At 59.0% G+C, this 23,991-nt stretch carries 21 protein-coding genes, 1 tRNA gene and 1 pseudogene; 9 read left to right on the forward strand and 14 right to left on the reverse strand.

The features are described from left to right. Positions 1-41 precede the first annotated feature (41 nt). On the forward strand, positions 42-608 hold the full coding sequence (locus NO357_RS20535) for a tyrosine-type recombinase/integrase (protein WP_306737633.1): 567 nt from the start codon (positions 42-44) through the stop codon (positions 606-608). A 228-nt stretch (positions 609-836) separates the two neighbouring features. Then, positions 837-2,642 (forward strand): DEAD/DEAH box helicase, encoded by a 1,806-nt coding sequence (locus NO357_RS20540; protein WP_306737634.1) that lies wholly within the window; start codon positions 837-839, stop codon positions 2,640-2,642. Between the two features lie 121 nt (positions 2,643-2,763). On the opposite strand, the gene NO357_RS20545 is transcribed toward NO357_RS20540, so the two are convergent. The 3 genes from NO357_RS20545 to NO357_RS20555 are packed head-to-tail and all read right to left on the reverse strand — an operon-like array spanning position 2,764 to position 5,026. Further along, positions 2,764-3,249, reverse strand: a complete 486-nt coding sequence (locus tag NO357_RS20545; RefSeq protein WP_306737635.1) for a hypothetical protein — start codon at positions 3,247-3,249, stop codon at positions 2,764-2,766. Between the two features lie 10 nt (positions 3,250-3,259). Further along, positions 3,260-3,502, reverse strand: coding sequence for a hypothetical protein (locus NO357_RS20550; RefSeq protein ID WP_306737636.1), 243 nt, complete (start codon positions 3,500-3,502; stop codon positions 3,260-3,262). Between the two features lie 39 nt (positions 3,503-3,541). Next, positions 3,542-5,026: a tyrosine-type recombinase/integrase gene (locus NO357_RS20555; protein ID WP_306737637.1), complete on the reverse strand. Its 1,485-nt coding sequence runs from the start codon at positions 5,024-5,026 to the stop codon at positions 3,542-3,544. Positions 5,027-5,181: 155 nt separating this feature from the next. On the opposite strand from NO357_RS20555, the gene NO357_RS20560 reads away from it, so the two are divergent. Continuing rightward, the gene (locus NO357_RS20560; protein WP_306737638.1) at positions 5,182-6,246 is read left to right on the forward strand and encodes a YaaC family protein; all 1,065 of its coding nucleotides are present in this window, start codon (positions 5,182-5,184) and stop codon (positions 6,244-6,246) included. Positions 6,247-6,366: 120 nt separating this feature from the next. On the opposite strand, the gene NO357_RS20565 is transcribed toward NO357_RS20560, so the two are convergent. The 5 genes from NO357_RS20565 to NO357_RS20585 all read right to left on the reverse strand — a co-directional run bounded on the left by NO357_RS20565 (position 6,367) and on the right by NO357_RS20585 (position 10,752). Continuing rightward, a protein-coding gene (locus NO357_RS20565) for an IS5 family transposase (protein ID WP_306737639.1) occupies positions 6,367-7,124 on the reverse strand; the annotation gives its coding sequence in 2 pieces (ribosomal slippage) (positions 6,367-6,788 and positions 6,788-7,124; 759 coding nt in all). A gap of 194 nt (positions 7,125-7,318) precedes the next feature. Beyond that, a complete protein-coding gene (locus NO357_RS20570) occupies positions 7,319-8,557 on the reverse strand; it encodes a hypothetical protein (protein WP_306737640.1) in 1,239 nt (412 codons plus the stop codon). Positions 8,558-8,644: 87 nt separating this feature from the next. Further along, on the reverse strand, positions 8,645-9,349 hold the full coding sequence (locus NO357_RS20575) for a hypothetical protein (protein WP_306737641.1): 705 nt from the start codon (positions 9,347-9,349) through the stop codon (positions 8,645-8,647). 318 nt (positions 9,350-9,667) lie between these two features. Then, a tRNA-Cys gene (locus tag NO357_RS20580) sits at positions 9,668-9,741 on the reverse strand. A 57-nt stretch (positions 9,742-9,798) separates the two neighbouring features. After that, positions 9,799-10,752, reverse strand: a complete 954-nt coding sequence (locus NO357_RS20585; RefSeq protein ID WP_306737642.1) for a dienelactone hydrolase family protein — start codon at positions 10,750-10,752, stop codon at positions 9,799-9,801. Positions 10,753-10,986: 234 nt separating this feature from the next. Between NO357_RS20585 and NO357_RS20590 the strand changes: the two genes are divergently transcribed. From NO357_RS20590 to NO357_RS20600, 3 genes are all read left to right on the forward strand, one after another. Further along, on the forward strand, positions 10,987-11,640 hold the full coding sequence (locus NO357_RS20590) for a protein-L-isoaspartate O-methyltransferase family protein (protein WP_306737643.1): 654 nt from the start codon (positions 10,987-10,989) through the stop codon (positions 11,638-11,640). Between the two features lie 41 nt (positions 11,641-11,681). After that, complete coding sequence (locus tag NO357_RS20595) at positions 11,682-13,097, forward strand: TolC family outer membrane protein (RefSeq protein ID WP_306737644.1); 1,416 nt, start codon at positions 11,682-11,684, stop codon at positions 13,095-13,097. 73 nt (positions 13,098-13,170) lie between these two features. Then, positions 13,171-14,391, forward strand: coding sequence for a hypothetical protein (locus NO357_RS20600; protein WP_306737645.1), 1,221 nt, complete (start codon positions 13,171-13,173; stop codon positions 14,389-14,391). Between the two features lie 74 nt (positions 14,392-14,465). On the opposite strand, the gene NO357_RS20605 is transcribed toward NO357_RS20600, so the two are convergent. Together NO357_RS20605 and NO357_RS20610 are read right to left on the reverse strand one after the other, a co-directional pair. Then, positions 14,466-15,917, reverse strand: a complete 1,452-nt coding sequence (locus tag NO357_RS20605) for a cobyric acid synthase (RefSeq protein ID WP_306737646.1) — start codon at positions 15,915-15,917, stop codon at positions 14,466-14,468. Between the two features lie 228 nt (positions 15,918-16,145). Then, positions 16,146-16,469: a DUF6280 family protein gene (locus tag NO357_RS20610; RefSeq protein ID WP_306737647.1), complete on the reverse strand. Its 324-nt coding sequence runs from the start codon at positions 16,467-16,469 to the stop codon at positions 16,146-16,148. Between the two features lie 215 nt (positions 16,470-16,684). Here NO357_RS20610 and efp point away from each other — a divergent pair, with 215 nt between their 5' ends. Beyond that, entirely contained in the window at positions 16,685-17,248 is a 564-nt protein-coding gene (gene efp, locus NO357_RS20615; RefSeq protein WP_306737648.1) for an elongation factor P, read from the forward strand. 84 nt (positions 17,249-17,332) lie between these two features. On the opposite strand, the gene NO357_RS20620 is transcribed toward efp, so the two are convergent. From NO357_RS20620 to ygfZ, 3 genes are all read right to left on the reverse strand, one after another. Continuing rightward, entirely contained in the window at positions 17,333-18,175 is an 843-nt protein-coding gene (locus tag NO357_RS20620) for a hypothetical protein (RefSeq protein WP_306737649.1), read from the reverse strand. A 62-nt stretch (positions 18,176-18,237) separates the two neighbouring features. Beyond that, on the reverse strand, positions 18,238-18,867 hold the full coding sequence (locus NO357_RS20625; protein WP_306737650.1) for a hypothetical protein: 630 nt from the start codon (positions 18,865-18,867) through the stop codon (positions 18,238-18,240). Positions 18,868-19,221: 354 nt separating this feature from the next. Continuing rightward, positions 19,222-19,971 (reverse strand): CAF17-like 4Fe-4S cluster assembly/insertion protein YgfZ, encoded by a 750-nt coding sequence (gene ygfZ, locus NO357_RS20630; RefSeq protein WP_306737651.1) that lies wholly within the window; start codon positions 19,969-19,971, stop codon positions 19,222-19,224. A 67-nt stretch (positions 19,972-20,038) separates the two neighbouring features. Between ygfZ and NO357_RS20635 the strand changes: the two are divergent. Then, positions 20,039-20,656: pseudogene (locus NO357_RS20635) on the forward strand (TIGR04283 family arsenosugar biosynthesis glycosyltransferase); the annotation flags it as partial. Here the strand turns inward: NO357_RS20635 and NO357_RS20640 are convergent. Next, complete coding sequence (locus NO357_RS20640) at positions 20,592-22,487, reverse strand: ABC transporter ATP-binding protein (RefSeq protein ID WP_306737652.1); 1,896 nt, start codon at positions 22,485-22,487, stop codon at positions 20,592-20,594. The pseudogene NO357_RS20635 and the gene NO357_RS20640 overlap by 65 nt on opposite strands. Positions 22,488-22,777: 290 nt before the next feature. Here NO357_RS20640 and NO357_RS20645 point away from each other — a divergent pair, with 290 nt between their 5' ends. Next, positions 22,778-23,974, forward strand: coding sequence for a pyridoxal-phosphate-dependent aminotransferase family protein (locus NO357_RS20645; protein WP_306737653.1), 1,197 nt, complete (start codon positions 22,778-22,780; stop codon positions 23,972-23,974). Positions 23,975-23,991: the final 17 nt, after the last annotated feature.

The following is a 23,991-nucleotide window of genomic DNA, read 5'->3' on the forward strand; positions in this document are numbered from 1 at the left end:
TGTTGTTTGCAGCAAAGGATTAGATTTTCGGAGGTCCTGCCATGCGCCAAGCTCAGACATTGAACGAAGCTCAACTGCGTCGCGTTTTACACTACTGCCGCAGTCGTCGTCATCCGGTCAGAGACCAAACGATAATAATGGTCAGCTTCTACGCAGGGCTGCGGGCCAAGGAGATCGCAGCGCTGACGGTGGGCGACGTGTTTGACGATGAAGGCGCTGTGCGTGAGCAGTTCGTGCTTCGCGCGACGCAAAGCAAGGGTGGCAAGACACGCACTGTATATCTGAGCCAGCGTCTGCGCCGGTCGCTCAGCGAATACGGCGACACGATCCGCCTGAACGATCCAGCTCATCCTCTTTTCGAGAGCCAAAAGGGCGGGCACTTCTCAGCTAACACCATGTGTCAGCTGTTCCTCGACATCTACAAAGCTTGTGGGTTCAAGGACGCCAGCAGTCACAGCGGTCGCCGGACGTACATCACAAGGCTTGCGAACAAGGGTGTCGGCGTGCGTTTGCTGGCTGAGCTAGCGGGTCATAGCCATATAAGCACGACACAGCGCTACATTGACGTGAATGCAGAGCAGCTAGCCCAAGCCGTAGAGCTACTATAACGTTAAGTCAGGCAAGACAATGCCTTTGCGCAAGGTCGCTATTGATGTTTCCAGTCGATCAAATCCACTTTTTCGTTTACCGACATATGCTTGAGAGACATTAGCTCGTAGGAAAAACACTAGAGTAAAGAAGGGCTTCGCTCTATCTTACACTTGTAGATCTCTTGATCTAATGAGGGTGAGCAGTGATGAGATTGAGCCCGGCGTGAAACGCCAGGTTACAGACTGATGGCAATTACCACCGAGAGAATTCTTTCAAGCCTCGAGGATGAGCGCACGGCTGCTCAACGTGGTTTGTCGTTCAAGGTACTTTCTGCTCGGCGCCAAGGCCTCTTGGCAATCTTAACAGTTGAGCCAAGCCGCGAGGGCGGAAAGAGCTCAGCGCTGGATGAAAGCCTTGAGGGCTCAAAAGCCGTTTGGTTCGGTGAGACTGGCGGTCGAGGCGAGGTTGTCGTCGTTGATCCAGAGCGAGGTGAATTCACCTTGCGCTTCGTGCAAGGTCAGCTTCCAGACGCTAACGATTATATGATGCTGTATCCGCAAGATTTTCTGACGCCGTTAATTGAGCTTTGGCAAGACAAAAACATGCGGAAGAAAGCTGCTGCGGTCATGAGACGTGGCGCAAGGGAGGCTGTGGCCGAGCCTAGGTCACTCGGAAATTCCTTCTCTGTCCTAAGGAAACGCCAGGCGGAGGCAATCTCGCTTCCGCTAGATCGCATTGGTCTACTTCATGGTCCGCCAGGGACGGGGAAGACCTTCACGATTGGCGCGATGATTGCCTACCTTCTTGTAAGGTTCCGGAACTCGAAGGTGCTTATTACTGGGCCTACAAACACAGCGGTAGACTCAGCACTTATTTCTGCAGACGAATGGCTTGCTCGCATCGGAGAGGATGATCTTCGTGTCACCATGAAGCGGGTAGGTTCAAGGTTCGAAACGAAAAAGTTTCGGGGGCGGGATCACCTTCTGGCTAAGGGGATTTATGAAGCTTCTCTTAAAGTGTCTATGCTTGAACTGGAGGAACCATCTAAGACTGACATTGAAAAGTATGTGGCCTGGAAGGAAAAAATCGAAGCTGCTCGTGCCAATCTGAAGACAGATGTTGCGACCATAGCTGCTTCTTCTCGGGTCGTGGCTGCTACTACACATACCTTATTTCTACACTTCGACAGTTTCGCGCGGCCGGGAGGACAACGTTGGCACTTCGCTATCGCCGACGAAGCTAGTCAAATAATGCTACCGGCTGCACTTATGGCAGCAAGTTTAGCGCAATGTGCAACGTTTGCAGGTGACCCAAACCAGCTTGCTCCGATAGTTCAAAGCAATGATCCATCGGTTGAAGCTGTTCTTGGCAAGACCGCGTTTGACGTTTTTAAAGATGCACCAAACGTCTTCTTGAACGAGCAGTCGCGGATGTGTGCTGGCGTGTGTGACGTCGTCTCCCACACTTTCTACGAGGATCGGCTTGTTGTCTGCCGGAAGGCAAAGTGCGAAGAGGAGTGGAGGCGGGGTCGTTCTCCTTGGTACTTAGACGGGCGAGAAATTCCTCGGGTTCTGGTAGATGACCGCGCGGGCGATGCAACCTGGTCGAAGAAATATAATGGCAAGATACGATTTCAGTCTGCACAGCTTGTTTCTGCATACGTCAATGAGTTGTTGAGTTCCTACGTGGAAGCCGACGACATTTTGGTGCTCACGCCATTTCGCGCTCAGAGGGCGCTAATCAGATCCATGCTTGGTAGAGATGGGCGGAGGGACATACGCGTCAGTACGGTTCACCGTGCGCAAGGTAGTGAAAGGAAGATCGTGATATTCGATCCAGTCGACGCCGGAAGCCCATTTTTGAACAGCGACACTGGAGGACGCTTGATAAATGTCGCTGCCTCTCGTGCGCAGGCGCATCTCATAATACTCGTAGGAGCCGCCGACCTACGAAACCCACATCTCAGTGCCATAGCTCAACGAGCAAAGCGTCTTTGGGATCATAAGGGCGACTACTCGAGTCCCGTTCGTGTACGCCTGCCCGAAACGTAAGAATTCTCGAACTGAACAACACGTATGACGTCCGCCCAACGCAAGGTTATTTCGACGTGAACGCCTAGCAGCTCAGCCAGGCGGTTGAGTTATTGTAGTAAACGCTTACGCCAATTTGGTTTTAGACGAAGATATGAACGACTTCGCCCATGTCTCGGGCGGCTTTGCGCGCTTCTTCTATCGAGTGATAGGCGCTGACCAGCGCAGGATCATCAAAACCTTCAATTCTGCCGCAGTCGAAGACGGCATATCCTGCTACGACGGAACCCACTGAGACTGGAACAATAAAGCCTGTGCGTGCGTCATCATAACCTTGCTCAAGCTGCCAGCGTGCGACTGTTTTTCTTAGTTTGGAAAGCTCTTCTGGGCTCGGCTCGTCCTCACCATTTGAGATTTGAGCCAGCCGCTGGTTGTCAAAATCAGTGAAGAAGTCTTGGCCATAATCAGCGACTTCAATTTCTAAGTCCTCGAGATCATCTGTCGTGTAATACCAAAACTCCTGATTGCCCTCAGTCCTGAAAAGATAGGACCACTGCTCTTCATCATTCTGAGTGGCGTAGAGGCATTTGGCAGCAGTTTCTTCCAAAAGTATGATTGGTACGTGCATGTTTTGCAGGCTAATCGCCGCAGCCGTGCGAAATCAACTTCTTAAGCTCAGATATTGCGGCTGATCTTGCTGGTACCTCGAGTCCTTCTTCTTCACAGGTCTGAGTAACGAAGTCCCAAACCGCCTCAATGAGTTCTGGTGCGTGTTCAGGGAGAAACTGTTCATCGCTCATTTCAATACCGTCAAAGGCGCAAAGTGCTGCCCACTCGGCTTCGCGACCCTTAAACCTGTCGATTGTATCATCTATTCCCATCTAAGTTTCTCCTTCTGCGCAGTGCAAATGGCCAATCAGTCAGCCGTCTAGCACCTTGATCAGCCCATCCTCACTCAGCCGCTCTTCCTCAAATGCAGACAGCGCCCGCACTCGCAGAGCTTCCTCTAGCTCATACCCATCACGCCCTACACCGAGCGCGACGAGCAGAGCAGGTTCAGAAAGTTTGCCTGCGTCAAACAGGTCGAAAGCTTTTTCGGCAGCGGATAGGGTAGTGGTTTCTGGCGTTTCAACGGCGTTTGCGGAAGTGTTTTCAACCACAGTGTTTTCGTCGCTGGCCTTTGCATCTGCCTTCACTGCGTCCCGCAATGCCTGATCTGCGCGTCCAGAATGTTGTGCGGCATTCATGAAAGGGGAAAGCTTGCTGTAGAAGCGGTCAATCACGCCGGTGCCGCTGCCCATTTGTCGGCTTAGCGCGTGCGTACTGACACCACGCTGTAGGTCCAGCGTGGCATAGAAGTGCCTCCAGCTGTACAGAGTGCGCTTCTTGCCGTCTGCGCCGTGCGTGAGCTTGTTTGCCTCCAAGAAACTTTCGAAGTTTCTGGAAAGATTTGCTCGAGCAGCCCGTTCGCCATCACGTGTTTTGAACACGTAATCGTCGATCTTGGCGTCAATCACTTCGCCCAAGTTCATGCCCGTTAATTGCGGGTTCAACTCGATCTGGCGTTCAAGTGGGCGGATTGCGCGATCTCGCGCAATCAAAGGTCGTTTGCCAGTTTTGCCGTCAACATAGATGCCTAAATAGATGTCCTTGCCATCGTTGACCCAAAGGAGGTTGCTCCACTTGAGGTTCAACGCCTCGGTCCCGTGCCGCATCCCGGTATTGGCGAGGATCAGCACATAGTTGCGCAGCACCTCTCGTGTGGCTGCGGTTTTCTCGTTGCTGGTTGCTTTGTGCCAAGAGCGCAGGCCTGTGTAGATCGTTTTGTACTCTTCAGGTGTAAAGCTGCCACGGCTTTCGGTTTTTGTGCCGTCGTTGATTGGCTTGGGGCGTATAGAATGCGTGATCCAGCCGCGCTCCTGCGCTTCATCCAACACACGGTTCAGGGCTGTGTTGTGCGTGTTAATGGTGCTGTGGTGTGCTTTTCGACCCAGCTCTTGAGTGCGCCATTTGCCAAACTCGATCAGCGCCTTGGTATCGATATTCGCAACATCATAGTTGCCGAAGAAGGGCACCAGGTACTTGTCGATGGCGGTGATGTAATCCTTGAAGACGATGTTGCCGCCACCCGCATCCAGCTCCGCCTGCATCCGATCTCGTGCAAACTCGGCCACACGGCGAAACTTCCGGGTGCTTTGGGGCAGGTTGTTCTTCAGCCGGTCCTCGGCAGTGTAGAAGAACTTCATCGCCACTTCTGTGGCCTTGTCCTGATCTTCAGTCTTGGTGGAGAAACGGTGCCACGTGCCGTCTGCCAGCTTCACGCGAGCCTGCCACTTTGAGCTGCGCTCGCGCTTGTCCAGGCGAACGCGTTCGTTGATGCGGATAGTTTTCGTGCCCTGCGACATGCCTTTCTGCTCTCTTTGTCCGTAGCTTACGATCTAGTAGTGTGTAAGCAAACCGCTATCCCATGGTTTGTCTTTTGGTTCTCCGGTGTGCGAAATGGTTGCGGAGAGATCGTTCACACCACTACTCGGTGCGATTAGGAAGCAAGGAGATTGGGATGATTGATGGATACGAAGCGGCACTTACGAATTATCGACCGCTTAGGTATTCACATATCTCCATACCGCCAGGTGCCGACTATGCGCTTACTGCTGATCCGTGGTCCTATACGCACAGTTTTTTGTTGAGAGGTCACGACAAACGACGCGGCAAGAACAAGAAGAATTTTGACCGAGCAATCTTTTTCCTTGAGCTGGCTCAGAACTTTTACAATGCGGCAGATGCCGCTGATCTGCCCGCTAAGGCGACACTGCTGTACTATGGCATGCTCAATATGGCCAAAGTAGTTTTGTCCATCTCTGGAGTAGAGCTTGAAAGAACATACGAGCATCACGGCCTTACGCTACCTTTGGGTACTAAGAGAAAAGTCAAAGTATCGAACCCTGGCGCTGGTCAAGTTTCGATTTTCGCCGAGTTTGCACGCCTTCTCGGTACTCCGGTAGCTGCTGAAACAAGCGTCTCAGTGGAAGATGCAATTGCAGGAGTCCCAGAGTTGCACTCTGCTCGCAAGTCGTTTGCGCCGGATGAGAAAAATAGGTTCCTCGCAATCGACGTCAAATTTTTGACGGACTCAAGTCATCGACGATTACTGACTGCTATGGTGTACGACAAGAAAGCGGAGGGTTTAGTCACACATGGCAGAATTTTCAAAGGCAAAAGGAAGCAATACTTTCGGCCTCCCGAGGCGCATAACGGGCAAGTTTGGCTTGTCTGCCAAAGGACGCGGACACCTGCCAATTGGAGGAACCTAACCAGAGCTTACAATTCTATACTTGCCGAGTATGAGGATTTTGACATCTGTTCCATACTTACTCGCAATGGCTACCAATATTACCTAGACCTTTCACCAAGCGCATATCACCACCTCTGCAACGCGCTGATTGTAATGTACTATCTGGGTACTGCGGCAAGGTATCGCCCAACTGAAATCAGCGATGTGCTTGCGGGCGACCTTCGTCAGTCCGTGACAGAGGCTTGCGCGCTTTGTCCACGCCAGTTTCTCTATCAAATTGCCAGCCGAATTACTGGCTCGCTGTGTGTAATACCTTATGCGCGTATTTGATCCTCGAAATAGCAAGTCCCTACGAACGGAGTAATGCTAGCAAAACGGTTCACTGGCCGGAGTAAGACTGCAATCTCAGCCGGGGTCAGGCAAACCAGGCCCTTGACCTAGGGTCAGGACTCATAGCCAAAAGATGACGGTTGCAGCAAGGGCGATGGCTGAGAGGAAGACCTTGGGGCATCTGTCGTATCGCGTTGCCACGCGTCGCCAGTCTTTCAGCCTGCCGAACATGATCTCGATCCGGTTGCGGCGTTTGTAGCGGCGCTCGTCGTACTTCACCGGTTTCTTCCGCTGTTTCCGGCCGGGGATGCAGGCGCGTATCCCTCTGTCTTTCAATGTTTCTCTGAACCAGTCGGCATCATATCCTCGGTCTCCCAGCAGCCATTCCACCTTTGGCAAACTGCCCACCAAAGCGCGGGCGCCGATGTAAACGCTGACTTGTCCTGCCGTGACGAAGAGTTTGAGCGGTCGGCCCTGGCTGTCGCAGACGGCGTGCAGTTTGGTATTCATCCCGCCCTTGGTCCGACCGATCAGGCGTCCACGCCCCCTTTTTTCACGCCCATGCTGGTCGCTGTTCGGTGGGCCTTGAGATAGGTCGCGTCGATCATGACGGTCTTTTCTTCGTCGTGCTCGGCAGCCAGACCCACCATCATCCGGGCAAAGACGCCCTTGTCGCTCCACCGCTTCCAACGGTTGTACAGCGTCTTGTGTGGGCCATAAGCGGCGGGTGCATCACGCCACCGTAAGCCATTGCGATTGATGAAGATAATCCCACTCAGGACGCGCCGATCATCGACGCGAGGCTTGCCGTGGGATTTAGGAAAGAAAGGCGCAAGGCGCGCCATCTGCGCGTCGCTCAACCAGAAAAGATCAGACATGTTCACCGCTCGCTTTTCGAACCGTGAATCACGCTGCCAGTCAGAAATCAATGGGTCCTGACCCTAGGGTTTTGTTGGGAAAGCACCCCAATACAGAAACTGAAAGCAGCTTAGGTTCTACTGAAGCGCCCCTCGAAAAATGGGGGAATTACCCCAAGGCTTCGTAAGGTGATCCTCATTATGAAGGTAGTTGATCATATGCTGACGGTAACGTCGAGATCGTTGACTATGAACTTACCGTTGGCAATAAGAAACCGAAGAACACGATTGGACTTGACGACATCGTAGTCGTGATATTCTCCAAATCGGTCATTGCTAAGGATAAAGGCGCCTTTATTGGTTCCGGCAAGCTTCATTAGATATTCGTCTGCTTGGTCTTTTGTTGGTACGATGTGGGTCGTCACCGATGGGCCCAGTATCTGCTCAACGCCTTGGTTATCCATCTTGAGCATAGCGCGAATTGATGCATCGAAAACAACGGTGACTTCGAACCGGTCACCCAATCCCTTGAGGAGCGCAGAAATCCCGCGTAGTTCGATAAAAGTCTGCCCTTCATAGCACGCATTGTTGCCGTCGATTAGAAGGTGAGTAATCTTTCTATCCAGTTTGCGAAGTTCATCTCGAAGCCGTCGTTCTAGTTTAGGGATATTGTTTTCAAGCCGCCGAATTTTTCCTCTGCGGTCTTTGATAACCTGCTTTGGGCTACCCGTACCAAATTCTGCCTCACAGTCTTGGTGGATCATTGCCCTTTCATAACTGTTGGCCGCAGAGGCTAGTTTTTGATCAAAACGATCGGCTCTTGCAATGTCTGCATTGAGTTCGCGAAGTTCGGATTTCAGACTGTCGAGTTTCTGAGTGTGCGGACTTATCTTTGCTTCAATCTCTTTAAGTTCGCTTCTCGCTTCAGCTAGATCACTGCCGGTGCTCTGTAGTTGCGTCTGGACTGATCCAAGTCTCGTTTCCGCGTCTTTGAGATCAAAGGTTTCATGCTCTGAAATGCGCCTTTGGGCGTGCCTTATGTCAGAGCGCGCTTTTTGCAGTGCGTTTTCGTTGCTGGACAGTTCCTGCTCAACTTTAGAAACCTTGTCCGCGAGCCGTTTTGCTTCCGCACGTAGTTGTTTCTGTTCTGCTTTGAAAAACTTCCAAAAAACTATCGGATTTGCCTTGGCATCCAGTGCGATCTGAAGGCGGCGTTCTAAGTTAGCATGATTGACTTTTTGGTCAGAGATCTTTCGTGAAAGATCTGCTGCACTTTGTTCGAGACGCTCGATGGTACCCTTTTGCACATCTGGCTCAAAGGCTTTGAAGCTCTCAATAGTCTTCTGGAGGTTCTCCTGCGCCCCCTGCAGTGACCTAACTTGATCAGCGAGCTTCGCTACTCTAGTGCGCCGTGTCTCAAGCGGCTCAAGAGGGTTGTTCGAACTCATATGCATTAAAAGGTTACGTCGCAGCGAGAAATGGTATTTTCAACTTTTGAAAAGTCAGTCGATTTGTTTCCAGCGAAACCGACCTCTGGGGTGTCATATTGGTAGTGGGTCGCCACTCTGCGGTTCATCACCAGGCTTAACAAGATAAATGCGGACGAACCGCCCGAGACGTGTAACGTAACCGATCTCTTCCGACCCATCTTTGTTGATCCGGTATCTCAACCTTTCGATCGAATAGACTTGGCCTAAAATCTGTACATCGTCGCCGTCGATCTGAATATCGGTGCCCTGCTGTGCAAGTGCCTCAAGTACTCGTCGCTTCGCGTCACCTTCAAACTTTTGAACTTCACTAACGATCTGACGAACCGTGATGGGGCCCAGCCCACCCTTTACTCGCTCATCGTTGAGTTTCTTCATAAAGCGCCGAGAGAATATTGCGCCCAGCACCGCGACAACTGCAGCCATACCGATCGCGGCCCACCCCGCTGGCGTCAGACCGAGGAAAGTTACTGTAGGTGCGATGCCCAACCATGAGGCAACTCCACCAAGCCCCACGGCAGTAAGTGCTTTTCCAAGACCCGCTGCAGCGGAAGCTCCAAATCCTGCGAGAGCTCCAGATGCAGCAGCAAAACCCGCACCGGAAACGAGGCCCACACTAGCCAGCAGCGAGGAGTTTCCTAGAATGAAGGCACCAATCCATGTAGCGGAAAGCGTGTTTGCGACGTATCCGGCACCGGCATAGGCGATCCATTGGCCAGAGGAGTGAAGGACGGGATATGCAAGTAAAGGCAAGGGCATCTCAAGCTCTCCAGGCTGCGCAGCTGTCAACAAACATGGACACACGCACAAGTCTTTTCAAGTTCGCGTGATGTTTCCGACGCGCCTTTAGTGCGCCTACACCCAAGCGTCTCTTTCAACGCCGCTCGTCAACCGTGTTCGCAAATACGTTCTTAAACAATGAGTTGGGGAAAGCTGTGTTTGCGGCAGTGTTCCAAAACACTGTGTTCAACACAGTGATTCAGCCTCATAGACGCAAAGCAGCACACTAGCAAAAGTGTGCATTAGGTGTGTATCGGGATTTTGAGGGCAAAAATGACGCTAAGTCATTGGTTTTATTGGAGGCGAGTACCGGAATCGAACCGGTGTACACGGATTTGCAATCCGCTGCGTCACCACTCCGCCAACTCGCCGCCGTGGTGTGAGCCTGCCTTATTGCCGGTTTTGCCAGGCTTGTCCAGATAGTCCGGTCATTCGAGATGCCGTTTCAGAAAGGCCGCGGTGCGCAGGGTTGCGTCGCGGGTGGCGAGGTCGTCGGCGAAGGTGCGGACATTTGGCGGACGGAAGTCGAAACCACGCCCGACGCCGGGGTAGACGATGAGCCGCACGTCACGTCCCGCCTCCTTCATGAAGCGCACCGCGGTCTCGATCGAGCGGCGGCGCTGGTATTGTTCGTATTCACCGATGAAGACCATTGTGGGGATCTCCAGCCGGTCGAGATCGGAGTGGTAACGGTAGACCTGCAATGGCTCGACCGCATTGGGATCCTGCCAGTGCGGATAGAACGAGACATAGCAGGCCACGTCGGTGTTTTGGCGGGCGAACTCGACCGCGACGCGCAGCGTATAGTAGCCGCCCCGGGTATGGGAGTAGAGGCAGATGCGGTCGCCCTTTAGGTCGGGGTGCGACAGCAGGAAATCGACACCGGCATCGACGTCGCCCTCGGTTGCCGGGTCGTGTTCGAGCGGAAAGACTTCGATGAAACGCGCCTCATAGACATCCGGGGCCAGCACCAGGAAGCCGCGGGCGGCCATGCGTCGGGCTAGGCGTTGGACATAGACGTCAAGCCCGCGTCGGCCATGCTGGAACAGCACGCCGGGGAACGGGCCGTCACCTTCCGGACGGTAGAGAATCGCCGGCACTTCGGTGCCGTCGGCAGGATTGGTGTAGCTGACCCGTGTTTCGGTGACGGCGAAGTTGTCGGGCACCTCGATCACGCCGCGATCATACCAGTCGTCGGACCACCAGAATTTCTCGGCTATTGGTCGGGAGTTCACCGGCGCATCGAAGGTGCGGCCGGTCACCGTATCGGCGGCCGGGGCCGTCTCGTCCTGCGCTGCGACCGGTGGTGCTCCGGCGGTAAGGACCATGAGCGCGGCCCAAGCGACATGGCGGATCGTGCGGGTGGAAAGAATTCGGATCATGTGCGGCCCTCCCCTGGCTGAGTGCATGTCGGCAATCCCAAGCAAGCGGTTTCGCTGCCATCCGTCAACTGGTTTTGCCGGCAATTTCAGCTGATCGGATATGCCTGCCATAGCCGCGCGGACGGTTGAACCGACCGGATGCAGCCCCGCAAGGGTGCACCAGACATTGCCGCTGCCCGGTAGATATGCGAAAGAGAGGCCACAGGATTCTGCTCAGAACAACAGGCCTTTCCCATGACCGATTTTCCCGCACGCCGGACGATGATGGTGGACACGCAGGTCCGCCCCTCGGACGTGACCAAATTCCCAGTGATAGACGCGATGCTGTCGGTCCCGCGCGAGGCCTTCGTTCCAGAGGAGCGGCGCGAAGCGGCCTATGTCGGGGAAAACCTCGATCTTGGAGGCGGGCGCGTAGTTCTGGAACCGCGGACGCTGGCCAAGATGCTCGATGCGCTCGACGTCCAGGGCGACGAGCTTGTGCTCGATATCGGGTCTGCGTTGGGCTATTCCGCCGCGGTGATCGCGCGCATGGCAGAGGCTGTCGTGGCAGTCGAGGAGAACGAAGCTTGGGCAGAGGATGCGCAAACCGTGTTGGCCGAGCACGGGGCGGACAACGTCGCCGTGCATAAAGCGGCGCTGGCAGAAGGTGCGGCGCAGCACGGGCCATATGACGTGATCTGCATCGAGGGCGCCGTGGAGCATCTTCCGCAAGCTCTTACCGACCAGCTCAAGGATGGTGGCCGTATGGCGGCGCTGTTCGCCGAAGGGGCGCTGGGCGTTGTGCGGATCGGCTACAAGATCGACGGAAAGATGAACTGGCGCTTTGCCTTCAATGCGGGCGCGCCCGTGCTGCCGGGGTTCGAACGCCACAAGGCTTTCACCCTGTGAGCGGTGGCGGTACTGCCGCGAGAGGATGACAGGAGCAGGACATGGTTTTTGCGCGAATGAAGGCGAAACTGGCGGTGGCGGGGCTGGCGATGGCGATGGCCTTGGGCCCGGTCAAGGCCACGGCCGAAACGCTGGCCGACGCCATGGCCTCGGCCTATGAGCACAACGGGCTCGTCGACCAGAACCGGGCATTGCTGCGGGTGGCCGACGAAGACGTGGCGCAGGCGGTTTCCGCGCTCAAGCCGATCCTAAACTGGTCGGCTGATATCACCCGCAGTTGGGGACGGGCCTATGTCAGCACGCTTGCGGCTTCGCGGGGTAACGCAAGCTGGGATGCATCGGTCGGGATCCTTGCCGAATTGCTGCTATATGATTTCGGCACCAGCCGCATCAAGATCGACATCGCCAAGGAAAGCGTGTTGGCTACGCGCCAGGCTCTTTTGTCGGCCGAACAGTCGGTGCTGCTGCGCGCGGCGCAGGCCTACCTCGAGATCCTGCGTAATCAGGAATTCGTTAACCTGCGGCAAAACAACGTGCGTGTGATCACCGTGGAATTGCGTGCCGCACGCGATCGCTTCGAGGTGGGGGAGGTGACCCGCACCGATGTGTCGATTGCTGAGGCACGGCTGGCCGGTGCGCGGGCGTCGTTGGCCGCCGCCCAAGGTGGGCTGGCCGCGGCAATTGAGGAATTCCGTGCCGCGGTCGGGCGCAAGCCGGGGCGGTTGTCGCGGCTGCCGCGGGTGCCACAGACCGCAAAATCGGTCGAGGCCGCAAAGGCGACGGCGCTGGCTAACCATCCCGAGATGATCAAGGTTCAGCATGAGGTGACGGCGGCCGAGTTGGGTATTCTGGCCGCCAAGGGTGCGGTCAACCCGAGCATCAAGCTGACCGGCCGCTATGGGGTGTCGACGCAATTGGATGGCCCGTCCTATTCCAATGGTGGCTCGATCGGAATTGAAGCGTCTGGGCCGATCTACCAGGGTGGCAAACTGGCCTCGATCGCCCGCCAGGCCGTGGCGCGGCGCGATGCGGCGCGGGCGGGTTTGCATATCGTGCGCCACACGTTGGCACAGAACGTGGGCAATGCCTGGGCGCAGCTGCAGGTTGCCCGGGCAAGTCGCCAAGCCAGTGAGCGCCAGGTCCGTGCCAGCACGGTCGCTTTCCGCGGTGTGCGTGAAGAGGCGACTCTGGGCGCGCGCACTACGCTCGACGTGCTCGATGCCGAGCAAGAGCTTTTGGATGCCAAGGCCAACCTGATCTCGGCCACGATCGATGAGCATACGGCCGCCTATCAGTTGTTGGCGGCGATGGGTCTGCTGACCGCCGAGCGTATGAAGCTGAAAGTGCCGCAGTACGATCCGGCGGCCTATTACAACATGGTCAAGGATGCGCCGGCGCTTCACAGCGAGCAGGGTCGAAAACTCGACAGTGTTCTTAAAGCGTTGGGCAAAGAGTAGAGTTTTCCCTTCCTGTTGTGAGAATCCCGGTGCCTTGTTACACTTGTTGGGAGGCAAGTAGTGGTATTCATTTATGTCTGATCCCGTGACAAATGTCGAAATCGAGGACGTGCTGTCGTCAATCCGCCGTCTCGTGTCGGAAAACGCGCGAAGCGAGGCGCGGGCAGTGGTGCGTCGTCCGGAGCGGGACGCGGAGGAGTCCGAAACTGCCGAGGACGCGGCACCGCGTCAGGAGAGCGGCGACGCGAAAGGCGGCGCCGGTGATGCCGCAGGCATGCTTTTGTTGACACCCGAGCAACTTGTCCCCGTCGCCGAAGACGCGGACGATGCCACACCTGCCGACATGTTGCGACAACCCGAGATCTTGCCGGAAGAAAGTCATCATTGGGCTGATGACGGGGCCGAGACGGTGGTCGAAGAGGCCGCTGAAATGGCCGAGATCGCAGACCTGAGCGAGAACGACACCGGCAGGACACTGAAGGGTATTGTCGCCGATGCTGTCGATGAGGCAACGGCAGATATTTTCGGTGAAGCGGATGCGGCCGAGGATGAGGCGGGGGTTGAAGAGGCCGGGTTCCTGGCGGCCGACGAGGCAGACGCGGAAAAGGCCGAAGAAGATGCCGAGGAAGAAGAAGCGACGGAGGCGCTGTTCACGGCGCTTAAGTTCTCCCATTCCGAACCTGAGCCGGAGGATGACCGCGACGAGGCCGGGAGCACCTCACTCGCCAGCCGGATTGCCGAACTGGAGGATGCGGTTGCGGCTCGCGACGATCACTGGGACCCCGATGGTGACGGCGAGGGTGAGAATGCCGGCGCGCCGGTCGAAGCACTAAATTGGGAAGACGACGTCAGCGATCAAACCGGCCATAGCCATGCTTGGGGCGCCGATCGGCTTGACGCGATGAAAAAGTCCGACAGCCTGTCCACGGCCGAGCCAGCCGAAGCAGGCGCTGCGCTGACCGAGGAAAAGGTTGCACCCGAGACGGATGGTGCGCGTGGTGTCGAGACTGCCGATCAGTCGCAGCTGGATATCGCGGCGGAGCCAGTGGACGAAACGGCAGGCGGGGAAGCGTCTGTAGCCAATGTTACGTTTGCACAGGATCTTGGCCCCGACGAATTCGACCTGTTGACGGACCAAGCGTCGGTAATCGACGAGGACGCACTGCGTGAATTGGTGGCGGAGATTGTGCGCCGCGAATTGCAGGGCGTGCTGGGTGAGCGGATCACACGCAACGTCCGCAAGCTGGTGCGGCGCGAAATCCACAGGGCGCTGGCCGCGCGAGAATTCGACTGATCGTCTCGGGGTTTTCGGAAATCGGTCAGATAAGCGGTGCCGATTCGGCGTTTTGTCGGATTTCAGATCTGATGTCAGATCTCCTGTGACAGCTCCAGCAGCAGGTCGAGATCGAAATGGGTGGCAACATGCGCGCCCAGCCGGTCGAGTACGGCGTCGGTTTCAGCGGCGTACGCGATGGTTACGCTGGTCCCGAACCGGGCCAGGAAATCGCTGCGGAATCCGTCGGCCCGGAAAAGCCCGTGCAGATAGCACCCCAGCACCCGGCCATCCGGTGATGCCGCGCCCTGCGGCTGTTCCCCAATCATGAGCCAAGGGCGGGCACAATCGGGGCCTGTGGTTTCACCGATATGAATCTCGTAGCCTTCGACCGCCGCTGCGGTTGGCAGATAGCGTGCCTGTTGCAGGGTCAGATGCTTCTCGGGTGTCATCACCGTCTCGATATCGAGCAACCCGAGGCCCTCGACCACTCCCGGCGGGCCTTCGATGCCCTCGGGGTCGGCGATGCTGCGGCCGAGCATCTGGTAACCGCCGCAGATGCCCAGAACGTGACCGCCACGACGTAGGTGTGCTGCAAGGTCGATATCCCAACCCTGAGCGCGGAAAAACGCCAGGTCCGAAATCGTCGACTTCGACCCGGGGATCAGGACCAGAGTGGCATCGCCGGGCAGGGGGTGGCCGGATTCGATGATCTCGACGCTGACGCCCGGCTCGGCGGAAAGCGGATCGAGATCGTCGAAGTTGGCGATCCGGGCGAGCCGTGGCACGGCGATCTTCAATCCGTCCCGCTTCGGCGCCGAGGCGATGTCCATCACGTCCTCGGCAGGCAGGCGCCAGGCCTCGTCGAACCAGGGCAGAACGCCAAGCGAAGGCCAGCCAGTGTGATCAGTAATCGCCGTCAGGCCATCGTCGAACAGCCTTACGTCGCCGCGAAACTTGTTGACCGCGAAGCCCTTGATCCGGGCTGCATCCGCGGACGACAACACGGACTTGGTGCCGACGATCTGGGCGATTACACCGCCGCGGTCGATGTCGCCGACCAGGATCGCCGGTACGCCGGCGGCCTCGGCAAAGCCCATATTGGCGATATCGCCGGCGCGCAGGTTGATCTCGGCTGGCGAGCCGGCGCCCTCGACCAGTATTACATCCGCCGATGCCGCCAACCTGCGGAAACTTTCCAGCACCGGGGCGAGGAGGCTAGGTTTAGCGCGGGCATAGTCGCGCGCCTTCAGCGTCGCCACCCTCTTGCCCTGCACGATCACCTGTGCGCCGATATCGCTTTCGGGTTTGAGCAGGACCGGGTTCATGTCGACGACCGGATCGCGCCGCGCGGCCCAGGCCTGCACCGCCTGCGCGCGACCGATCTCGCCACCGTCGACGGTGACGGCGGCGTTGTTTGACATGTTCTGGGGCTTGAACGGGGCGACCGACAGGCCACGGTTGACCAGCGCCCGGGCAATGCCTGCCACAAGAATCGACTTGCCGACATTCGAGCCGGCCCCTTGGATCATGATCGCGCGAGTCACTTTTCCCCCGAACCTGTGCCAAGCTGTTCATACGAATTCAGCGTGACAAGGAAAAGCGTTCTAACCGCGGCAGCGCCTCGACGAAGTGGCTTTCGGCGTCGATTGGATTCATTTCACAACGGTGCCGGCGGCAAGTGAGCTGGTGGGCATGCAGGACTGCAAAACCCCGCCTGCCGGGCGGCAGACGGGGTTGGCAGACCCGGATTGGGCCGAATAACTAGGAATAGGTTAGGCGGCTTCTGCCTGCTGCGCGGCTGCGTTGCGCCGTTCGCTTTCCTCGCGCGACAGTGCGACGGAGGTACGCACGCCCTTGGCGACAAATTCCATCAGCCCCTTGACGACACGTTCGTTGGGGTCGATTCCGGCACAGCTCAGAACCTCGCGCCCATCGCGCGACCGGGCCCAGCGGGCGATCTGTTCCGGCCCGTTGCCGTACTTTTTGTCGTCTGCAATCGCGTCATCCAGCGCAGCCAGCACAACGGCTGCAAAAAGTTTACGCGCACGGTTGCCTTGTTCGTTATTGAAGGCCGTGCCGTCAACGAAATCCTTCATGTTTCGTCCTTTGTTATTGCTCTTGTAATTCTGACGTGGGGACCCTTATGACGAGTTTTCGCCGATTCGGATAGCCCGACAGTGCATAGCTTTCATGCAAGAAGCGCATGGCTTTGCCGGTCCATGAGCGAGATATCGTCGTCTTGCCCTCTTAGAGAACCCCAGATATAGGTGCCGCCAAATCATGATCAACCTTTTGCCACGGTTTTGACACAATGCCCAAAATTAACGGAAACGAGATTCGCCCCGGCAACGTTCTGGAGCACAATGGCGGCCTGTGGGCCGCGGTGAAGGTCGAGCACGTCAAGCCCGGCAAGGGCGGTGCGTTCGCGCAGGTCGAACTGCGAAACCTGCGTAACGGCTCCAAACTGAACGAACGGTTCCGCAGCGCCGACAAGGTCGAACGTGTGCGGCTCGAGCAGAAAGACCAGCAATTCCTCTACGAAAACGATGGCATGCTGGTGTTTATGGACACCGAAACTTATGACCAGATCGAGCTCCCGGCTGAACTGCTTGGGGATCGCCGGCCGTTTCTTCAGGACGGTATGACCATTGTCGTTGAGTTCTACGAGAACGAGGCGCTCAACGCCACGCTGCCGCAGAAGGTGACGTGCACGGTCGAGGAGACCGAGCCGGTGGTGAAGGGCCAGACCGCGGCGAACAGTTTCAAGCCGGCGTTGCTCGACAACGGGGTAAAGGTCATGGTGCCACCATTCGTGGGCCCGGGCGAAGCCATCGTGGTCAACACCGAGACCATGGAATACTCCGAACGTGCCTGATCGCGGCAGCCCGGTGTCTCCTGTGGCGAAACGTCGCCCCGGCTGACCGCTCGGTGTTTACCGCCCCCGTGACGTGGTGCGCGGCTATTCCTGGCCCGGCCAGGTGACGTCGGTGACGACCAGTTGTCCGCGACGGTTGTTATAGCAGTTGACCTCGAAATGCCGGCCATAGTGCATCGCATTCAGCAACCGGCTGAGCGTGCCGGCTGGCTGATCGGTGACATACATTATCCGCGCGAGAATCCCCGTGCCGGTGTTGCGCGGAATGTTGACGCCCGGCGCGCCGGTGTGGGCTCCGAAAGTGACGCGTCCGACGGATCTGTCGTGCGGGTCGAATTGCCAGAGCAGCACATAGGGCTCGTCGCCCTGCAACGGCCGGTCTATCCAGGCGCAGCGGCCAGGCTCGGGCCAGCCGTTGCCGGCGGCGCGCCCGGAGCGTGAGAACCGGACCGACAGGCTGTGCACATCGGCGCCGGGCGCGTAGTGTACCGCCATCTGGCCACCGCCGGTGCAGCGCAGGCGATAGCTGCGCGGGTGCCTGGATTTGTCGGGCGGGTTGTATGTTAGCCCGTGCTGGCTGCTTCCGATGTTGCCGCTTCCACCCGGACTGCCGCTGCTGGCGGTCGTTGTGGCGGCCTTTGCCTGCTCATAGGCACGTTGGTACCAGTCTTGCATGGCGGTCTTGAAACCCGCGTCCTGCAGCTCGCTCGGGTTACGCTGAAAATACGCCTCGAGATAGCCGTAGCTGCGCACGTAATCACGATTGTTCCAGGCATTTCGGGCGGCACTGTAGAGTTGATCGTTGCTCAGAACTGGCTGCGCCATGGTTTGACCGGACGAAAAGGTGATCCAGGCGATCAGAGCAAGGAACAATTTGGCGGCACTGGCACAGACGGCCCGTCGCGAGCGATCGAAAATTTTGTACATCTGGGCCTCCCTGGTTCGGAGTGCTGATCTGCCGCGGATGGCTTGGCCGCTTGGGGCTGGTTTCACGGTTGCGATGGCAGGTTCGGCACGGTGAATTCGGTTCCGGCGCTGCCGGAACCGGCGAAGGGCGCATAAAGGGCGCCGTCGGTAACAGTGCTGGTATTCTGCGACAGCACGGCAATGGTCATCATCAGGCAGCCGAGCACGACCAGGATCAGACCGGGCGAGGCGCTGGCCATCGCCAGCTTGAAGTTCTGGTATTCGCCACTGATTTCGCTGCGGCCCGGGGTTCGGACCCGGGCCAGGATGAAAACCGAGCCAATCACCGCCATGATCATGCCCGTCACCGATCCGAGATAGCGGATCCAGAGATGCCCCATCTGGGTGACGTGCGCGTTCTCGTGGCGCCGGACGATGGCTTCGCTTTCCAGGAGCGATGCCACGGCGAGCTTCTGTCGGGCGATGTCACCGGGATCGGGAGCGTTGAGGATCCGTTCGGCGAACCCCGGAACGCCGCTGGGCAAGGTCTTCTGCAGGGTCCAGTGCAGGTAACTCAGCTGCACCAGCGACACCAGGAAGAAGAAGACGGCAAGCACCAGAACGGTCTTGACCGCCAGCGACACGAGGCGGCTGTCAGGTGCGGGAACTGCGTCGGTTCCGGGGGGCGGTGCTTGAGCCGTGTCTTCAGTCATGGCGTTACCTCCCCTGGTTGGAAGCTCTGAGTTGAGTGGAATTCTATCAGCATTTGTGAAAGGCGCAAATCAAGCGGAATGCGGGTGCGCGTTGCGATCATGCTCGTCAAAGTTGATGGGAAAGGCCGGGAAAATTTCCCCTGCCGCGGCCTCGGACAATTTTGCCATAAACGGGACACCTGATGCCCCGCAGCGACATCCGGCCCCCCTTGGGGAAGTAGTGAGTATTATGGTCCCGCCGGACTGTTGCAGACGATGCGGGGAGACACAGGTTTCGTGGGAAATAGACCAGTAACAATCGGTTCACGTGCGCCACGAAGGGGCGGGGTCGGACGCATCCGGCCCCGTTCCTTTTCAGACCACATCACGCTCCCATTCCACAACCACGTCACCAGCCATGAGACCGTCGCTGGCGCGGTCATACCGTAGATAGGCAATGGCGTGGTCGCCCGACACGGTATGGACCGTACCCGCCATTTTGCCGCCCGATGTAAGTTCGGTCCCCGGGGTGACAGGAGCTGAAAGGCGGATGCGACCAAGGCCCTTGCGCAGCTCGGCCTTATGCTTCATTCGCGCCGTCACCTCTTGACCGACATAGCAGCCCTTGCGGAAATCAACCCCGTGCAGGCGTTCGAAGCCGGCTTCGAGAATGAACGTGTCGGGGGTGAGCTCCTCTCCGGTTTCCGGGATAACATGCGCGACGTGGATCGCGTCCCAGTCGGGCGCCTCGTCCGACTTCCGCGGGGCCGCTTCGCGATAGGCGCGCCAACCGAGCGCCGGATGGCGGGGATCAGAGAAGCCGTCTTCGGGGGCCTCGCCCAGCCCGCGGTGAAGATAAAGCCGGGTTTCTTCGATCTCAACATCGGCCCGAAGCTTGTACATCGACAACCGTTGTATTGTCGCCGGCGCGATCTCGGCGGCGATGTCGACCAGGATGGCGTCACCCGCAGGCACCAGGAAAAAATCGGCAAGGTATTTTCCTTGTGGCGTAAGTAGCGCGGCATAGACCAGCCCGTCTTTCAGTTTGTTCACGTCGTTCGATACCAGCCCCTGCAGAAAACTTACCCGGTCGGCCCCGGTGATGCGATAGATCGCGCGCGTCATATACCTCTCCCGTCCTGTACGTGCGTGTAATATAGAGAGAGCGCGTCGGGACAAAAGGGGGAAGGACATGCGGGCAGCGGTATCGGTCGTGATCCCGACCTTGAATGCCGGTGAGACCTTGCCCGGTTGCCTGGCCGCCTTGATGGAAGGGGTCGAGACCGGGGTGATCCGCGAACTGGTGATCGCGGACGGCGGTTCGGAGGATGCCACGCGAGCCATCGCCGAGGAAGTGGGGGCGGTGGTGATCGACAGCGCCCCGTCGCGCGGCGGGCAGCTTCGGCGGGGTGCGGCGGCGGCGCAGGGCGAATGGTTCCTGGTCCTGCATGCCGACACGCAGCTCGAACCGGGCTGGAGCAGAGCGGTTCTTGAGCATCTGGCAACCACGCCGGAGCGGGCGGGGGTCTTCCGCCTGGGCTTCGATGTCTGCGGCGCCCGGCCGCGATTTGTGGCCGGCTGGGCCAATGTGCGCACGTGGGTTCTGGGCCTGCCGTTCGGCGATCAGGGCCTGCTGATCAGCCGGGCGCTCTATGACTCGGTTGGCGGATTTCGAGATATCCCGCTGATGGAGGACGTGGCCATGGCCCGCGCGCTTGGGCGCGGGCGGCTGGCGATGTTGCCGGTCACTGCCCGAACCAGCGCCCGAAAATACGCGACAGAAGGTTGGTTCCGTCGCGGGGGGCGGAATCTGCGTCTCCAGCTCCGTTTCCTCGCCGGCGCGTCTCCTGAGCGGCTAGTGCAACGCTATCGGCAGTTGGACCCTCGGTCTTGAACTGAAGGCTGTACAGCCGGGCATAGAGCCCGCCGCGCGCCAGCAACTCTTCGTGGCGGCCTTCGTCGACGACCTTGCCGCGGTCCATCACCACGATCTTGTCGGCATTGCGGACGGTGCTGAGCCGGTGCGCGATCACCAAGGTCGTGCGGCCCTTGGATAGTCGGTCGAGCGCCTCTTGGACGACGGCCTCGGATTCAGCGTCGAGCGCAGAGGTTGCCTCGTCGAGCAGCAGGATCGGTGTGTCGCGCAGCAACGCGCGGGCGATGGCAACGCGCTGGCGCTGGCCACCCGAAAGCGCCGAGCCGCGCGGGCCGACCGGTGTGTCGAGCCCATGTTCGAGCTTAGGCAAAAAATCGGTGACATGGGCGGCCTTGAGCGCGTCGCGGAGCTTGGTCTCGCTGACATCCGTGCGGCCGAGAAGAATGTTCTCGCGCAGGGTCTCGTCGAACAGGGCTGCGTCCTGGCTGACCACCGAAAACAGATCGCGCAGGTCTTCCAGCCGCATCCTGCTCGCCGCCACGCCACCGATCTCGACACGGCCCGATTGCGGGTCGATCAAACGGGTGAGCAGGTTGAAGATGGTCGATTTTCCCGCGCCCGACGGCCCGACCAGCGCGGTGGTCTGGCCAGGCTCGGCGACGAGCGTGGTGCGGTTCAGCACAACGGTATCGCCATAGGCAAGCGTGACATCCGACAGCGCGACGCCCGGCACGCCTTTTGGCGGCGCAACCGGTTTGGGGGGCGAGACCAGCTTCGGTTCGGCATCGAGCAGCGCCTTGACCCGTTCGATCCCCGAAGCGCAGACCTGCCACTGACCGGCGAGCGCGCCGAGGCGGCGCAGCGGTTCAAAGGCGAAGCCGATGGCGGTGAAGAAGGACATGAACTCGCCCACGGTCTTTTCGCCCGAGATGATCTCTCCGCCGCCGAACCAGAGCACGCCGATAAAGCCCAGCCCGGCCATGATGTCGACCAGACCCGGGATCGATGCCGCCCCGGCGGTCGCCCGTACTTCGGCGCGGACCAGTTCGTCGCTGAGGGCGCGATAGCGGTCATTCTGGTAGTGTTCGAGCCGGTTGAGCTTGACCGGGATAATGCCATGGAAAACCTCGTCCAGCCGCGTCGAGAGCCGGGCGCCAAGATCGCGGGCCTCGCGGGCGCGGGCGCGCACGAAGCGTTGCACGATTTGGGAGGGCGCAACCAACAGCGGCGCGCCGACCAGCGCCACCAGGGTCCAGATCCAGTCGACCGACACCGCCACGGCCATCAGCATGATCACCGACAGCAAATCGCGCCCCACACCGTTGAGAATGCCCAGAACAGCGAGGTTGATCGTCGCCACGTCGGACTGCACCCGCTGAATCAACAGCCCCGGCGGGTGGAGCTGGTGAAAGCTGCCGTCCTGCCGCATCATCCGATCAAGCAGGTCGAGCCGCATGTCGGCGTTGGCGCGCTGGGAAATGCGCATCAGCAGGATTTTTTGCCCCATACCTGACAGCGCCCGAAGCGTAAAAATCGCGAACACGCCGAGGCCGACCCAGATGAGCAGGTTGCGGTCGCCGGCCAGGAATACCTCGTCGAACATTGGCTGCATCATCAGCGCCATCGCGCCCTGCATGCTGCCCTCGAGCGCCATCAGCACAAAGGCCGCCGCGATTAGGCCGATATGGCGGCGCAGATAGCGGCGCCAGTGCCACGTGACCAGCGCGCGGCTGTTTTCAGTGATCTCGGCTGCGCTGCCGCTCATGTCCGGCCCTGTTTGGTTTGTGGCTGGGTCGTGAGAAAGCCGCGCGGGCGCCCATCGCCGAAGTGGTCGTGGGCGCGAATGGGTCGCTCTTGGCGCAGATCGCGCTCCCAGGCGTTCAGTTTGGCGGTCGACGTCATTCGGGCGGCCAGGTGCTGTTGCGACGTTGTCCCCATGTAGAGAAGCCCGTGGCCGCTGGCAAGCGTGCGCGCTGGCCAGAGCGATGCGGCGGGATTGACGCGGGCTGGCGGCGGGCTAGGGTCAGCGGACGCATCGGATCAGGAGAATCGCATATGGGACTGTCAGGCGGCAGGGAGTATCTGGCCATTCCCGGGCCCTCGGTGATGCCGGAGGAGGTGTTGCGCGCCATGCATCGCGCGGCACCCAACATTTACGAGGGCGAGCTGCACGAACTGACCCATTCGCTGATACCCGATCTGAAATACGTTGCCCAGACCGAGGGTCACGCTACGATCTATATCGCCAACGGCCACGGCGCCTGGGAGGCGGCTCTGGCCAATGTCGCCGGGCCGGACGACCGGTTGCTGATGCCGGCGACGGGGCGGTTTGGCCATGGCTGGGCCGAAATGGCCGAGGGGCTGGGCGCTGATGTGGAACTGATCGATTTCGGCCGCGCGGCCCCGCTCGATCCGGACCGCGTCGAGGAGGCGCTGCGCGCCGACAAGGACCGGAAAATCAAGGCCGTGATCGCGACCCATGTCGACACGTCTTCGAGCGTTCTCAACGACATGGCCGGGCTGCGTGCCGCGATTGACGCGGCTGGCCATCCGGCGCTGCTGATGGCCGACTGCATTGCTTCAATGGGCTGCGACCGGTTCGAGATGGATGCCTGGGGGGTCGATGTGGCAGTGGCCGCCAGCCAGAAGGGGCTGATGGTGCCACCGGGCCTGGGGCTGGTCTTTTTCAACGACCGTGCCGCCGAGGTGCGCAAGAACATGCAGCGGGTCAGCCGCTATTGGGACTGGCTGCCGCGCGCCAATCCCGAGATCTATTATCAATATTTCGGCGGCACCGCGCCGACGCATCACCTCTACGGGCTGCGCGCCGCGCTCGACATGATCCGCGCCGAAGGCATCGAACCGATCTGGGCCCGGCACGAGCGCCATGCCCGCGCCATCTGGGCGGCATGCGAGGCCTGGGGGCAGGGGGGACCGTTGCGCTTGAACATTGCGGACCGGGCCCACCGATCCCGGGCCGTCACCTCTTTGCGCATCGGTTTGCCGCACGGGCCGCGGCTGCGCAAATGGGTCGAAAAACACGCCGGACTGACGCTGGGCATTGGGCTCGGCATGTCGGAGGAGGGCGATCCCTCGGGCGGCGGGTTCTTCCGTCTCGGCCATATGGGGCATGTCAACGCGCAGATGATCATGGGGCTGCTGGGCGGGATCGAGACTGCCTTCGTGGCGCTGGACGTGCCGCATGGCAAGGGCGCGCTGGAAGCGGCGGCGGTGGAACTCGCGGCAGTGTGACGCGCGTTGGCCTGGGT

The sequence above is a fragment of the Marimonas arenosa genome (assembly GCF_030848945.1).
GTDB lineage: Bacteria > Pseudomonadota > Alphaproteobacteria > Rhodobacterales > Rhodobacteraceae > Marimonas > Marimonas arenosa.

Excerpts from the sequence above, each read along its gene's own strand:
- NO357_RS20535 (WP_306737633.1), top strand. The coding sequence starts at position 42 with ATGCGCCAAGCTCAGACATTGAACGAAGCTCAACTGCGTCGCGTTTTA.
- NO357_RS20540 (WP_306737634.1), top strand. The coding sequence starts at position 837 with ATGGCAATTACCACCGAGAGAATTCTTTCAAGCCTCGAGGATGAGCGC.
- NO357_RS20545 (WP_306737635.1), bottom strand. The coding sequence starts at position 3,249 with ATGCACGTACCAATCATACTTTTGGAAGAAACTGCTGCCAAATGCCTC.
- NO357_RS20550 (WP_306737636.1), bottom strand. The coding sequence starts at position 3,502 with ATGGGAATAGATGATACAATCGACAGGTTTAAGGGTCGCGAAGCCGAG.
- NO357_RS20555 (WP_306737637.1), bottom strand. The coding sequence starts at position 5,026 with ATGTCGCAGGGCACGAAAACTATCCGCATCAACGAACGCGTTCGCCTG.
- NO357_RS20560 (WP_306737638.1), top strand. The coding sequence starts at position 5,182 with ATGATTGATGGATACGAAGCGGCACTTACGAATTATCGACCGCTTAGG.
- NO357_RS20570 (WP_306737640.1), bottom strand. The coding sequence starts at position 8,557 with ATGCATATGAGTTCGAACAACCCTCTTGAGCCGCTTGAGACACGGCGC.
- NO357_RS20575 (WP_306737641.1), bottom strand. The coding sequence starts at position 9,349 with ATGCCCTTGCCTTTACTTGCATATCCCGTCCTTCACTCCTCTGGCCAA.
- NO357_RS20585 (WP_306737642.1), bottom strand. The coding sequence starts at position 10,752 with ATGATCCGAATTCTTTCCACCCGCACGATCCGCCATGTCGCTTGGGCC.
- NO357_RS20590 (WP_306737643.1), top strand. The coding sequence starts at position 10,987 with ATGACCGATTTTCCCGCACGCCGGACGATGATGGTGGACACGCAGGTC.
- NO357_RS20595 (WP_306737644.1), top strand. The coding sequence starts at position 11,682 with ATGGTTTTTGCGCGAATGAAGGCGAAACTGGCGGTGGCGGGGCTGGCG.
- NO357_RS20600 (WP_306737645.1), top strand. The coding sequence starts at position 13,171 with ATGTCTGATCCCGTGACAAATGTCGAAATCGAGGACGTGCTGTCGTCA.
- NO357_RS20610 (WP_306737647.1), bottom strand. The coding sequence starts at position 16,469 with ATGAAGGATTTCGTTGACGGCACGGCCTTCAATAACGAACAAGGCAAC.
- efp (WP_306737648.1), top strand. The coding sequence starts at position 16,685 with ATGCCCAAAATTAACGGAAACGAGATTCGCCCCGGCAACGTTCTGGAG.
- NO357_RS20620 (WP_306737649.1), bottom strand. The coding sequence starts at position 18,175 with ATGTACAAAATTTTCGATCGCTCGCGACGGGCCGTCTGTGCCAGTGCC.
- NO357_RS20625 (WP_306737650.1), bottom strand. The coding sequence starts at position 18,867 with ATGACTGAAGACACGGCTCAAGCACCGCCCCCCGGAACCGACGCAGTT.
- ygfZ (WP_306737651.1), bottom strand. The coding sequence starts at position 19,971 with ATGACGCGCGCGATCTATCGCATCACCGGGGCCGACCGGGTAAGTTTT.
- NO357_RS20640 (WP_306737652.1), bottom strand. The coding sequence starts at position 22,487 with ATGAGCGGCAGCGCAGCCGAGATCACTGAAAACAGCCGCGCGCTGGTC.
- NO357_RS20645 (WP_306737653.1), top strand. The coding sequence starts at position 22,778 with ATGGGACTGTCAGGCGGCAGGGAGTATCTGGCCATTCCCGGGCCCTCG.